Here is a 12,939-nt window from a genome sequence, read left to right as displayed (position 1 = left end):
GGCCAGCAGAGCGGTCGTCGTCCCGATCAGGGCGGTGCGGAGGAGGGACCGCCCCCGCCGGTCCCTCCTCCGCACCGCCCTGATCGGGACGACGACCGCTCTGCTGGCCGTCCTGGTCGCGGCGGCGCTCCTGTTCCACGCGTCCGGCGGACGCTGGTTCATCGTGCAGACGCCCTCCATGGGCACGGCCGCTCCGGTCGGCACCCTCGTCCTCACCGAGCCGACGGCCCTCGAGGACGTCCGGGTCGGCGACGCGGTCAGCTTCCACCCCACCACCACGCCCGACGAGACCTACACCCACCGGGTCGTCGAGATCGCGGACGACGGCACGCTCCGCACCCAGGGCGACATCAACGGAGCCGTCGATCCGTGGGCCACCGGCCAGGACCAGCTCATCGGAGTCGTCACCACGGCGCTGCCGGTGCTCGGCTGGCTCGTGCGCGGCCTGCCGCTGCTGATCATCGGCGCCGTCCTCGTGCAGCTGCTCACCCGCTTCATCGCCTCGCCCACCCAGCGGGCGTCGATGCGGATCCTCGGCCTCTCGCTCGTCGCGTCCGTCACCGTCTTCGTGCTCCGCCCGCTGGTCGGCATCGTCGTCCTCGAGGCCACCGTCGACAGCGGCACGACGAACGCCACGCTCGTCTCGACAGGCGTCCTCCCCATCCGCGTGAGCGCCGAGGGCGCCGACCCCGTCGACCTGGTCTCCGGACAGGTCGGCCGCCTGCAGATCCCGGCGCACGACGGAGACGCCTACGCCCTCTCCTCCGCTCTGCACCTGCCGTTCTGGGGCTGGGTCCTCTTCGTCCTGCTCTGCGCGATCCCGGTGCTCTACACGGTCTTCGTCGGCCTCCCCGGCGAGCCGGAGCGGACCGCCGAGCGCGGCCGCCGCGCCGCCCGCGAGGAGGAGACGGCATGAGCCGGCACCGCCTCTCCGCCGCCTCGCCGGCCGCGCGGCTGCGCACCCTCCTCGCCCGCCCGAGGTCTGTCGTCGCCGCCCTCGCCGCCGCCGCCCTGGCCGCCGTGCTGCTCACCGCCCCTGCCACCTCCGGCGCGTACACCGCCTCGATCCTGAACTCGACCAACACGGTCGGCAGCGCCGCCGCGTTCTTCACCTGCGACGGCGCCCTCGCCGCCGACCGCGGGGCCGCGCTCTTCGCCTACACGCTCGCGCAGCCGAGCGGATCGACGACCGCGCCCGACACGGACTCCGGCCAGTACCCGGGCACCTACCGCTCCACCAGCCTCTTCCCGACCGCGATGGTCAGCTCCGCCGCGACGCCCAAGGCCTGCCCGCGCGACGCGGGCGGCTCGTGGACGCCGAACGGCACCAACCAGTACCTGAGCACGCCGCTGGAGATCAGGAACCCCGGCACCTTCAGCACCGAGATCTGGTTCAAGACCACGAACGCCGGCGGCAAGCTCTTCAGCTTCAGCGCGGGCGCCACCGCTCCCGGCGGCCAGTACGACCGCCACACCTACATCGGTGCCGACGGCAAGCTCGTCTTCGGCGTCTACAACGGCGCCGCGCAGACCATCACGAGCACCCGAGCCGTCAACGACGGGCTCTGGCACCACGTCGTCTCCACGCTCTCGCCGACGGCGGGCATCGCGCTCTGGGTCGACGGCGTGAAGGTCGCCTCCAACAGCACCTACCGGACGGCCGAGAACACGACGGGCACCTGGAAGATCGGATACGACAGCCTCGGCGGCCAGTGGCCGAACGTCGGCTCCTCGTACTTCGGCGGGAGCCTGCGCTACGCCGCGGTGTACTCGACGGTCCTCACGCCGGAGCAGATCCAGACGCACTACGCGGCAGGACGCTGAGCGAACGGCCCGGTCGGCGGCGCCTCCGCAGCCCTAGGGTGAGCGGATGAGCACCCCCGCCCTCTCGCGCCGCGCCCGCTTCCACCAGCGGTTCCTCGTGGAGGAGCGCGTGATGGCCCCGGAGGCGCGCCGCGGCCTCGACCGGGCCGGCTTCGGCCTCATCGGCGTCGGCGTCGTCCTCTTCGCGGCCTTCACCGCGCAGGTCGCGAGCGGCACCGGCCTCACCGTCCTCGATCCGGTCGTCGCCGAGTGGTTCCGCGAGAAGCGCTCCGCCGAGGGCACGGTCGTGATGGACGCGCTCGCCACCGTCTTCGGGCCGGTCTACCTGCCGGTCATCATCCTGGCGGTGCTCGTGCTCTGGTTCGTCCTCGCGCGGCACCTCTGGCGGCCGATCCTCCTGGCCGGCGGCATGCTCGTCGGGATGCTCAGCGTGCAGCTGGCCGCTCACCTCGTGATGCGGATGCGCCCGCCGGTCGAGTACATGCTGCTCGGGCCCGACGGCACGTTCTCGTTCCCCTCCGGCCACGTCACCGGCGTGAGCGACTTCTTCCTGATCACCACGTTCCTCCTCGCCTCCCGCCGCTCCTCCCGGAGCTGGATGATCGGGGCCTTCGCGCTCTCGCTCGGGATGATCGCCGGCCAGATCGTCGCCCGGCTCTACCTCGGCTACCACTGGCTGACCGACACGCTCGCCTCGGTGTCGCTCGCCCTGATCGTGCTCGGCTCGGTGATCGTGATCGACACCCGCCGGACCGCGGTCGTGCGGGGCCACGCGGACTGACCGGCGCGGCGCCTCCCTCTGCGGCGAGGAGCAGGCCGCGGGAGCAGGCCCTGTCGTCAGCCCCGGTCGGCCGGATCCTCCTCGGTGACGATCGGCACCGGCTCCGTCACGCCGATCGTGCTGACGATCGGGACGATCCCGGTGCGGGTGAACGGCTCCTCGGCGGCCGGCGCCGGCTCGTCGGGCAGCGGTGCGGGGTCGACCGCGGCCGGCGCCGACGGGTCGGACGCCGTGAGGCCGGATCCGCTGCCCGGCGCCGTGACGACCTGCGCGGTGTCCGCCTGCCCGGCCTCGGCGCCGTCGGGGTAGAGGACGTCGGCGGCGAGGGCCTGCTCGATCCCGCGGTCCCGGCGGGTCCGGGCGCGGACCGGCGCCACCGCCCGCACGATCGGGGTGCGCAGGCGGCGGTAGGCGATCCGGCCGAGCGTGACTCCGCCGGCGAGGCCCAGCGCGATCATGCCCGCCTGGAGCAGGAGCTCGATCCCGGCGCTCGGGCCGGCGTTCGAGGTGAGGCCGAGGACGCCGCGGTAGAGGGTGAGGCCGGGCAGGAGGGGGACGATCGCGCACGCGGTCGTCACCACGGCTGGCACCCGCATCCGCTCGGCCAGCATCTCGCCGAGCAGGCCGATCGCCAGCGCCGGGAGGGCGTTGGCCATGAGCGGCGCGAAGCCCGAGGTGGTCAGCGAGTCGGAGACGAGGAACGCGCCGGCTCCGGTGAGGGCGGCGATGAGCGCGGGCCGCGGCGGGGTGTGCGACGAGAGTGCCCAGGCGCCGGCCGCGACCCCGGCGCCGAGCACCTGCACGGCGGCCGGCCAGGGGCGGGCGTAGGAGTCGACCAGCACCAGCTCGACCCCGAGCGAGCGCGCGCCGTCGAGCACCACGGCGATCCCGACGACGATGCCCAGCGTCAGCAGCCCGACCTCGAGCAGCCGGCCGCCCGCCGTGATCGGGAACCCGTTGATCGCGTCGTCCGCCGCTCCCACGAACGAGAGCCCGGCGAGGAGCACGACCACCCCCGACGCGACGACGAGCGCGGGCGGCAGAACCGCCAGCTCCACGGGCAGCCGCGGCACGACCGCGAGCAGCACCACCGCCACTCCGGTCGCCAGCGCGGCGCCCGCGATCTGCTGGAAGAAGGCGGGCAGGCCCCAGCGGGCGAGCAGCTGGTTGACCAGGTCGATCGCGGCGGCCGTCGCGGCGGCGAGGAGCACGACGAGGGGTCCGCCCCCGAGCAGGAGCGCGACGCCCGCGGCCATCAGCGCGAGCGTGAGGGTGACGACTCCGCGGCGGTAGCGGTGCGGCTGGACGAGGATCGCGTCGAGCCGGTCGTGCGCGGCCTCGAACTGGTGCCGGGCCTCCTCGCGGGCCTCGGCGGAATCGACGGCGTCGGCGACCCGCACCTCCGGCGAGCCCTCGGTGATGGCGGTGACGAGCGCCGTCACGCGGGCGAGCCGCTCGTAGTCGGCGCTGCGGGAGGGGACGACGCGCAGCACGCTCACGCTGGGGGAGTCGTCGCCTCCGTCGTGCACGACCAGGATCGACGTGAAGGTGAGGTCGACCTGGCACTCGATGCCGTACGCGCGGCACACCCGCTGGATCGTCTCGGTCACCTCGGCGGCCGCGGACCCCAGCGAGAGCAGCGTCTCGCCCAGCCGCACGGCCAGCTCGAGCACTCCGCGGACCGTCTGCTCGGCGAGGAGCGCGCGCTGCGCCCGACGGCTCACCGGGGCCGCGGGCCGCTGCCCGCCGAGCTTGCCGACGACCTGCTGCAGAAGACGAGGAGAGCGCACCGTCCAGGGTAGGCACGCAGGGGCCGGTCCGGGGACGGGTTGCGCCGGCTTTCCCGCGGATGTCCGAGCAGCAGTCCTCAGAAGCAGGCGAGCACCCGGGTCGTCAGCCAGAGGGCGGCCTCGAGGTCGGTGTGCAGCTCCCGGCCGAGGGCGAGCCAGCGCTCCTCCGCCTCGGCGCTCCTCCAGCCCTCGAACACGTCGCATCCGGCGGCCCAGAGCTCCTGCCAGCGGAGCAGCGGTCCGTGCAGGGCCTCCGGGACGCCGATCGCACCCGGGTCGTCGACCGGGCCGTCGACCGCCCAGAGCGGATACTCCGCGCAGTGGTCCGGGTACAGGCGGAGGTCGGCGAGCCGCCCCTCCCGATCGGCCCGCGCGCGGGCGAGGGTGTCCTCCTCCGTCGCGAACGGCGGGACGATCCACTCGATCTGCGTGACGGGATCGACGACTCGGCGTTCCACGGCTCCTCCTCCGCTCCTCGATGCGCGCACGACGGTAGCAGGGCCGTTCCGCGCCGCATCGGAGGGGGCCTGCCTACACTGGCGAGCGACTGCGTCCGCGAACGGGCGGGCGGGGCGAGGGGTGGGAGCGCATGAGGGTTCACGAGCGCGCGGTGCGGCACGGGCGGCTCCGGCGGCGGTCCGGGGCGCGGACAGTGGTGGTCGGGATCGCGGCGGTGGTCGGCGTCCTCGCCGTCAGCGCCACCTCGCTCGTGGCGATCGCGACGGTGAGCATCAGCCGGAACGTCGCCGACAACGCGGTCGACCTGGGCGTCGCTCCTCCCACCGCCGGGAACGTGCAGATGGGCGCGGTCGAGGGCGGCTTCGACGTCCTGGTGGTCGGCACCGACAACGACGCCACGCAGGGCGACTCCTTCGGCGTCCGCGACGACACGCTCAACGACGTCAACATCCTGCTCCACGTCTCGGCCGACCACCGCAGCGCGACGGTGATCAGCTTCCCGCGCGACCTGATCCTGGACCGTCCCGCGTGCACCGACCCCGAGACGGGCGTCGTCACCGAGGCCGCCGCCGGCGTCCCGCTCAACTCCGCGTTCCAGTACGGCGGGCTCGCCTGCGTCAACGACACCCTGCAGCAGTTCACCGGCCTGACGGTGCCCTACGCCGGCTGGGTGTCCTTCAACGGCGTCATCGAGATGAGCAACGCCGTCGGCGGCGTCCCGATCTGCCTCACCGGTCCGATCCTCGACACCGACTCGGGCCTGGACCTGCCCGCCGGCACCTCCACCGTCTCCGGGTCGATGGCCCTCTCGTTCCTCCGCAGCCGCCACGGCGTCGGCGACCAGAGCGACCTCAGCCGCATCTCGTCGCAGCAGCAGTACCTGGCCTCCCTGATGCGCACCGTCCGCTCGGCCGACACCCTCTCGAACATCCCTGCCCTCTACGGACTCGCGCAGGCGACCTCGTCGAACGTGCACCTGTCGACGTCGCTCACGAGCCCGGCGACGATGATCTCGCTCGCCCTCGCACTGAAGGACGTCGACCTCTCGAAGATGGTGTTCGTGCAGTACCCGGCGCTCGACGACCCGGACTACCCGGGCAAGGTCGTGCCGAACGCCGAGGTCGGGGCCGAGCTCATGAACCGCGTCCTCACCGACCAGCCGGTGACCCTCGCCTCCGACGCTCCGGCGGAGGAGGCGCCCGCGGAGGAGGCGCCCGCGGACGGCGGCGCGGCTCCGACGGATCCCGCTCCCGTCGCCGTCGACGCTCCGGGCCAGACCGCGGCGGAGGAGACCTGCGCGGTGCCGTCCGACTGACCCGACGGGTCTCGCGACGACGAAGGCGCCCGGGCGGTCTGCCCGGGCGCCTTCGTCGTGCGTGGTGCGCGGCCGTCTACGCGCGGCGGCGGCGCACCGTCAGGGCGAGACCGCCGAGGATGCCGAAGGCGGCCAGGGCGAGCGGCGCGGTCGTCGAGACGCCGGTCGAGGCGAGGACGGGGCGGTGGCCGCCCGTCTGCGCAGCGGGTCCGGAGCCGGCCGGGTGCCCTGCAGGCCCGGCGCCGACAGGGTGCGCCGTGACCGCGGCGACCGCGGCGGAGCAGTCGGCCTCTCCGGCGATCGGGTCCTCCTCCGTCAGGGTGTAGTCGTAGGAGGTGCTCGCCACGAGACCGCTCGACGTGCCGCGGGCGATGACGCAGTAGATCTCGCTCGCCGGGTCCTGCAGCGGGTACTGGCCGAGGGAGATCAGGCTCCAGCCGAGCGCGTCGACGCCGACCTCGAGGCTCGAGCCGCCGCCCGTGAGCGTCTGGCGCGCACCCGAGGTCGAGAAGACGCCGATCGAGACGGTCTCGTCCGCGCCGAAGCCGAGGAGAGCGCCACCGCTGGTGGGCTGTCCGTCCGCCGGGGCGGGCTCGGGCGGAGCCCCCTGGGGCCAGATCCGGATCGCGGTGCGCGAGGGGACCTGCTCGAGCGACGACGTCACGGAGCGTCCGCTGGTCTCTCCCGTGGCGGTGACGGAGAAGGTGCCCAGCTGGTCCGCCATGGTGTCGGCGTCGAGCAGGACGAAGGCCTCGCCCGAGAGCGGGGTCGGCGTGGGGGGCACGAGGGCGGAGGTGCTGCCGTCGGGCGCGGTGAGCGTGACGGACACGTCCTCGCCGCGGTCGAATCCGCGGAACGAGGCGACGACGCCGTAGATCCGGAACTCTCCGACCTGGATGTCCGCACCGGCCGGGAGCACCCCGCCGTCCTCCCGGTTCTGGAAGACGACGCTCGTGTCGGGCTGCGTCACGGTCAGCTCGACGGCATCGGAGGCGACAGTGGCGCCCGAGGCGTCGAGTCCCTCCGCGACGACGGAGATCGTCTCACCGGGGAGCGGGAGATGGGGGTCCACCGCGACGCCGTCCGCGTCGGCGGGGAGCCAGTCCTGGAGGCGGAGCTCGCCGGAGGCGGTGATCACGCTGGTGGTGACGGCCTCCTCCGAGTCGCCGTCGCGGAGCACGACGACGGCGACGGTGCCGGGCTGGAAACCCGTCCCGGACACGTCCAGGCCGCCGGCCCAGCCCTCCGCCGACGGGATCGCGGAGAACGCCGAGCCCGCTTCGTAGGTGGTGCGGTCGAGGGCGATCGCCAGGGGCGACTGCGCGCTCTCGACGGGCGCGATGGTCGGAGCCGGAGTGGGCGCCGGGGTCGAGGCCGGTTGCGGCGTCGCCGTGGGCTCCGGAGTCGCGATCGGCTCCACGGTGGGAGCCGGCTCGGCCGGTGCAGGACTCGAGGCGGCGTCCGGGACGACCTCGGTGGCCAGAGCGACGGAGGGGAACGCGAGCGCCCCCAGCAGTGCCGCAGTGGTGATGACGGTGACGCCGTGGCGTCGTCGCGCAGAGCGCACGATTCCTGCTTCCTCCGAGCCGCTGATCGCGGTCGGCTTCCCCATGAGCGGGGGACGCTCGCCCCCTATCGCTGAGTGTGTCCTATGCGGAACCTCAGCCGGTGCCGGATCCTGCAACGATCCGATCACGCCGCGCGGCGCGAGGTGACGGTCCGGTCACGGGCGCGCGCGGCGACCCGGACAGACTGGTGGGCGACGCTCCCCGGGGTCCTCAGACCGGCGGCACGACCAGCAGCACCACGCCGATCGCGGCGCTCATCGCGGCGACCACGCACCAGCGCTCCGCTCGGGTTCCCGCGGGTCCGCGCGTCCGCGCCACGGCGCCGAGACCGATCGCGAGCACGGCGATGCCGACCTGCAGCGCCACGGTGGTGCGGATCAGCGTCCAGGCCTCGAAGACGCTCGCTCCGGTCGATCCTGTGGCGAGCAGCGGCACTCCGCCGACGCCCGTCGGCACCAGCAGCAGGCCTGATCCGATCGCGAGCGCCGCGACCAGGTGGGCGAGCACGTCGTCCAGCGCGGTCCGTGGGGGCGCGCCGACCGGCCCGAGAGCGGCGGCGCCAGGCCTCATCGCGACAGTGCGGAGATGCATGGGGCGAGCGTAGGCCCGGACCGCACCCGGGCGGACCCCCTGTGGAGGCCCCTGTCCGGTGGGCATTCCGGAGGAGGATCGGCGCTGAGCGAGTAGTCGAGGGCCCCGCCCTCCGGTCGCTCGTCGACGCCGTCCGGGCGGCTCGCTTCACGCCCGTCAGTCGCTGCTCCCGGTCCAGGTCCCTTCGATCACCTGGATCAGGTCGTGCCGCTCATCGGGGCCCAGATCCGGTTCGAACTCGACGACGAGCCGGTCCGACCGGTAGACGTCCCTCGTGTTGTACACCGTCGCCTGGCGCGCGAGATCGAGGGAGTGGTAGCGGTGGATCGACGCCGCGGGCCCGTCGACGCCCTCCACGCACCCACGACGATCTCCGCAGGCCTCCCTGCTCGGAGCGGCAGCGCGCTCGAGTCCGTCCAGCTCCGCGCGGGTGACGTCCCGGATCGTGATCCTCGATCTCGAGTCGTCGAGGAGGAGCCCCGCTCCGAAGACGGCGGCTCCGCCGACGACGGCCCCGACGACGAGACCCGCAGCCCCGAAGACGACGGCGGTCCGGCCGACCGTTCCCGTGGCTCTGCTCGTCGCTGTCATGGAGGTCCTCTCTTCGGCCGGCTGCTCGGGCGGACGGCGGAGTGCCATCGCATCCGGAGAACCTCCCAGCGCTCATCGGCGGAGTCAAGAGCGCACACCTCGATGGCAGGAGATGTGGCGCGATCGTCGACGCAGAGGGTGCAGCAGCAGGCTCCGCATCCGCCCGGCGCCTCCGCCTCAGGCGCCGTCTCCGGCAGGATCAGGGGATGCGCCTGCAGACCCTCACCACCGGATCCGGACCGCGACACGTCGGGCTGGTGCACGGGCTCGGTGCGTCGGCGGCGACCTGGGGGCCGTTCGTCGAGCGGCTCGTCGCGACCGGCCGCTACACGGTCACGGCCGTCGATCTGCGCGGGCACGGCGCGAGCGCCCGGGCGGAGTCCTACCGGATCGACGACATGGCCGCCGATCTGGTCGAGTCGCTGCCGGCGGGACTCGACAGCGTGGTCGGCCACTCGCTCGGCGGCGCGGTGCTGCAGCGCGCCGTCGCAGGACTCGCGCCCGGCCGGGCCGTCTACCTCGATCCCGGGTTCGCCCTCGCGCTCCCGACGAGCGGCCTCGCCGGACGGCTGTTCTGGGCGGCGCCGCTTCTGTCGCTCGGCATCGCCCAGCTCGGACAGGCGCGGGCGAGCGCCGCGGTCCGCGCCGCCTACAGCCCCGAGACCCGCGCGCTCCTCGACGACGCGAAGAAGCGGTTCGACGCGCGGATGGCCGTCGGCGTGTTCCGGGACGTCGCCTTCCACCCGGTCCCGGTCGAGGCGCCGGCGGTCCCGTCGACGATCGTGCTCTCCGACCAGTCGCCGGCGGTGCTGCCGGACGCCCTGGCCGCGCGGCTCGAGCAGCGGGGCTGGCAGGTGCGCCGGCTCCCGGGCGTGCACCACGACATGCAGCTCGAGGACCCTGACCGGACCTTCGCCGCGATCGCCGACGTGCTCTAGCCGGGCGCCCCCTCCGCGGGTCGGGCGCCGGTGAACGGGGATTCCGGGTGCATCCGTACCTCGTGGATCGAGACGGCGGGCGATCCCGGAGGCCCGCCCGCCGTCCTCCTGCGCCCGCCGTCAGCGGACGGTCGTCGCGGCGGTGTCGGCGTTGCTGCGCATCGACGGGTCCGGTGTCCTGACCGAGAACGCGGCGGCGAAGGCGGTCGCGGTGCCGGTGCGCGTGGCCGTGACGGTGATCCTCTCGGTGACGGTCTGCCCGTTCGCGAGACTCGAGCGCGGGAAGATCACGATGCTCCCGATGCGGCTGTACGAGCCCGTGGCGGAGACGAACTGCACGGTCGGGGGGAGGACCACCTTCGAGAAGACGGACGCCGACGTGGAGGGTCCGGCGTTCTTCGTGATGATTGTGTACGTGAACGTCCTCCCCTTCACCGCGGTGGTCGGAGCGGAGACGTCGACGCGCAGGTCGGCCCTCGTGGTCGCCTTCTGCGGAGAGACGGTCAGCGTGCTCGCCGCCTCGACGGTGCCCGCCGGGTTCGCCGCGCGGAGGGTGAAGCCGTACGTCCCCGCGGTGGTCGGGGTGCCGGTGAGGCGGCCTGAGCCGTCGAGGGCGAGCCCGGGAGGCAGAGTGCCCGACACGACGGTGACGACCGGCGCCGGGGATCCGGTCGCCGTGTACGTGAAGTCGTAAGCGGAGCCGACCACGCCGGCCGCGGCCGTCCCCGAGAGGGTCGGAGCGGTCGCCGCCGGTCCGACGGTGAGGGTGTGGGGCGCGCCGGTGGTGGTGCCGAAGGTGGTGCGGGCGGACACGGTGAAGGAGGACGCTCCCTCGACGGTCGGGGTGCCGGAGAGGACGCCCGCGGAGGTGAGGGTCAGGCCGGCCGGGAGGGACCCGGAGGCGAGCTCGAACGTCGACGCGCCGCCGGTGGCGAAGGTGTAGGAGAAGGGCGCTCCGAGAGGCGCCGTCGCCGGAGGGGCGTCGGCCGTGAAGACGGGCCGAGCGCCGAGGGCGAGGCTGTGGAAGCTGCCGCCGGACACGGCGGTGGCGCCGGTGAGTCCCGCCGGCACGGAGGCCTCTCCGAAGCCGTCGTAGCCCCAGGCGGTGACGGTGCCGTCGCGGCGCACAGCGAGGCTGTGGTACCCGCCGGCGGCGACGGCGGTGACGTCCGCGAGGCCGTCGGGGACGTCGGACTGGCCGTCGCTGTCGCTGCCCCAGGCGACGACGGTCCCGTCCGAGCGCAGCGCGAGGCTGTGGGAGGCTCCGGCGGAGACGGCGGTGACGCCGGTGAGTCCCGGGGGCACGTCGGTCTGCCCGAAGGCGTCGTATCCCCAGGCGGTGACGGTGCCGTCGCGGTGCAGCGCGAGGTCGTGGAATCGGCCGGCGGCGATGGCGACGACTCCGCTGAGCCCGTCCGGCACGGTCGCCTGGCCGTAGAAGTCGTATCCCCAGGCGGTGACGGTCCCGTCGCCGTGCAGGGCGAGGTTGTGGTAGCCGCCGGCAGCGATGGCGGTGACGTCGGCGAGCCCGTCCGGCACTGTGGCCTGCCCGTCGCCGTCGTCGCCCCAGGCGGTGACGGTCCCGTCTCTCCGCAGGGCGAGGCTGTGGTTCACGCCGGCGTCGACGGCGACGACGTCGTCCAGACCGGTCGGCACGGTGGCCTGCCCGCTGCTGTCCTCGCCCCAGGCGGCGACGGTGCCGTCGCTGCGCAGGGCGAGGCTGTGGGAGCCGCCCGCGGCGATCGCCGTCGCGTCGGTGAGCCCAGCCGGCGCAGTGACCTGCCCGCTGGAGTCGTCACCCCAGCCGACGACACCGGTCGCAGCGGGAGCCGCGGCGACCGCGGACAGGGGAGCCGTGGTCCCGAGGAGGAGCGCGACGGTCGCCGTCAGCGCGAGCAGGCCGAGCGCCGGCCGAGGCCTCGTCCTCCGCTCAGGGGTCGAGCGGGCCGTACCGGCGTCCGGGTCGGTCGGGCGGGAGGCGGAGGGAGAGCGCATGCTGGAGCCTTCGATCGGGTCGACCGTGGGCGGCCGTCTCCGAACAGTGGCACCCGGTCCCACCGCCGACAACAGCCTCTAGCGGACATGTCCGCAACAGGGCAGGGGCCGGTGCGCGGAGGATGCGTCGGCCTCGGAACGGGCCCGCGGAGCATCCCCCACCGGTGCCGGGGCCGGTCCCGACGGATCGCGCGCAGGCGTCTCGCGCAGACCGATCGCGGCGAGACGTTCTCCTCCCGGCCACCCGTGCCGGACGCCCCGGCCCCTACCGTGGCCGCATGACAGCAGCGGAGTCAGGACGTCCCGGAGCCCGTGAGCGGGGCTCGAGCGGGATTATCGCGGCCGGCGCTCTGATGCTCGCCTCGGCCGGGCTGCAGCAGCTCGCCGCCGTTCAGCGCTGGGCCGTCGCCGGGCCGATCCTGGGCGAGCAGGCGATCGAGGACCACCGGTACGACTACTCGTGGCCCTCCGATCCGTGGGAGAACGTCGGATCGGCAGCGCAGCTGCTCGGGATCGGGCACCTCCTCGTCGCTCTCGCCGTCCTCGCCGCGGTCGGTCCGGGACGGCGGCGCCCGGTCGCGGTGCTGCGGACCGTGGTCGCCGCGGCGTTCGGCTGCCTCGGCCTGCACGCGGTCCTGTCCGGGATCCTCGGCGCACCGACGATCCTGCAGGCGATGCTCCCGGCGGTCGTGCTGGGACTGGTCGCGCCCACCGCTCTTCTCGCGCTCGCGGTCCTCGTGGCGAGGACGTCGCCCCTCCGCGCAGCGTCGTTCGTCCTCCTGATCGGATCGACGCTGCCCGGCTACCTCGTCGCGACGTTCGCGATCGCTCCCGCGCTCGTCGGCTCCCAGTCGTACGACACCACGCCCTGGACGGAGTCGGTCGTCGCCGCCTCGGTGGCGCTCGCCGGGGCGCCGCTCCTGCTCGAAGCGCTGATCCGCTCGATCGTGCATCGCGCGGGGGCCGTGCCGCGTCGCGAGTCGCCGGGAGCCGACGCGTCCTGATCGAACGGCGGGCTCACCCGGCCCGCTCGGTTGTGCCGATCCCCCCGGACGCGAGGAAGGGCCGCCCCGAGGGACGGCCCTTC

General features: G+C 74.1%; 12 protein-coding genes. 6 read left to right on the top strand and 6 right to left on the bottom strand.

Annotation, left to right across the window (positions count from 1 at the left end):
• The 3 genes from C5C25_RS16590 to C5C25_RS13090 all read left to right on the top strand — a co-directional run.
• The coding region (locus C5C25_RS16590) for a S26 family signal peptidase (protein WP_181133702.1) at positions 1–916 on the top strand (916 nt) is incomplete at its 5' end.
• Complete coding sequence (locus tag C5C25_RS13095; RefSeq protein ID WP_104247132.1) at positions 913–1,824, top strand: LamG domain-containing protein; 912 nt, start codon at positions 913–915, stop codon at positions 1,822–1,824. The genes C5C25_RS16590 and C5C25_RS13095, both read left to right, overlap by 4 nt.
• Positions 1,825–1,870: 46 nt before the next feature.
• Entirely contained in the window at positions 1,871–2,605 is a 735-nt protein-coding gene (locus tag C5C25_RS13090; RefSeq protein WP_104247131.1) for a phosphatase PAP2 family protein, read from the top strand.
• A gap of 56 nt (positions 2,606–2,661) precedes the next feature.
• Here C5C25_RS13090 and C5C25_RS13085 read toward each other — a convergent pair whose 3' ends face one another.
• Both C5C25_RS13085 and C5C25_RS16585 read right to left on the bottom strand, forming a co-directional pair.
• On the bottom strand, positions 2,662–4,395 hold the full coding sequence (locus C5C25_RS13085; protein WP_159940015.1) for a threonine/serine exporter ThrE family protein: 1,734 nt from the start codon (positions 4,393–4,395) through the stop codon (positions 2,662–2,664).
• Positions 4,396–4,472: 77 nt separating this feature from the next.
• Positions 4,473–4,853 carry a hypothetical protein gene (locus tag C5C25_RS16585; protein WP_181069167.1) on the bottom strand — a complete coding sequence of 127 codons (381 nt, stop codon included), beginning with the start codon at positions 4,851–4,853 and terminating at the stop codon, positions 4,473–4,475.
• A gap of 194 nt (positions 4,854–5,047) precedes the next feature.
• Between C5C25_RS16585 and C5C25_RS13075 the strand changes: the two genes are divergently transcribed.
• The gene (locus tag C5C25_RS13075) at positions 5,048–6,169 is read left to right on the top strand and encodes an LCP family protein (RefSeq protein ID WP_181133701.1); all 1,122 of its coding nucleotides are present in this window, start codon (positions 5,048–5,050) and stop codon (positions 6,167–6,169) included.
• A 76-nt stretch (positions 6,170–6,245) separates the two neighbouring features.
• Here the strand turns inward: C5C25_RS13075 and C5C25_RS13070 are convergent, their stop codons facing one another.
• From C5C25_RS13070 to C5C25_RS13060, 3 genes are all read right to left on the bottom strand, one after another.
• On the bottom strand, positions 6,246–7,781 hold the full coding sequence (locus C5C25_RS13070; protein ID WP_104250866.1) for a hypothetical protein: 1,536 nt from the start codon (positions 7,779–7,781) through the stop codon (positions 6,246–6,248).
• Positions 7,782–7,947: 166 nt separating this feature from the next.
• Positions 7,948–8,328, bottom strand: coding sequence for a hypothetical protein (locus C5C25_RS13065; RefSeq protein ID WP_146079478.1), 381 nt, complete (start codon positions 8,326–8,328; stop codon positions 7,948–7,950).
• 156 nt (positions 8,329–8,484) lie between these two features.
• Positions 8,485–8,919 carry a hypothetical protein gene (locus C5C25_RS13060; protein ID WP_104250864.1) on the bottom strand — a complete coding sequence of 145 codons (435 nt, stop codon included), beginning with the start codon at positions 8,917–8,919 and terminating at the stop codon, positions 8,485–8,487.
• Between the two features lie 206 nt (positions 8,920–9,125).
• Here C5C25_RS13060 and C5C25_RS13055 point away from each other — a divergent pair, with 206 nt between their 5' ends.
• Positions 9,126–9,857, top strand: coding sequence for an alpha/beta fold hydrolase (locus tag C5C25_RS13055; protein WP_104250863.1), 732 nt, complete (start codon positions 9,126–9,128; stop codon positions 9,855–9,857).
• A gap of 120 nt (positions 9,858–9,977) precedes the next feature.
• Here the strand turns inward: C5C25_RS13055 and C5C25_RS13050 are convergent, their stop codons facing one another.
• Positions 9,978–11,852, bottom strand: a complete 1,875-nt coding sequence (locus tag C5C25_RS13050) for a putative Ig domain-containing protein (RefSeq protein ID WP_104250862.1) — start codon at positions 11,850–11,852, stop codon at positions 9,978–9,980.
• A 278-nt stretch (positions 11,853–12,130) separates the two neighbouring features.
• Between C5C25_RS13050 and C5C25_RS13045 the strand changes: the two genes are divergently transcribed.
• Positions 12,131–12,856 (top strand): hypothetical protein, encoded by a 726-nt coding sequence (locus tag C5C25_RS13045; protein WP_146079477.1) that lies wholly within the window; start codon positions 12,131–12,133, stop codon positions 12,854–12,856.
• Positions 12,857–12,939: the final 83 nt, after the last annotated feature.

Source organism: Rathayibacter sp. AY2B9, assembly GCF_002931595.1.
In the GTDB taxonomy this organism is placed as follows: Bacteria; Actinomycetota; Actinomycetes; order Actinomycetales; family Microbacteriaceae; genus Rathayibacter.
The sequence above is the reverse complement of the archived record's forward strand: the minus strand, read 5'-3'. Positions and strand labels throughout refer to the sequence as shown.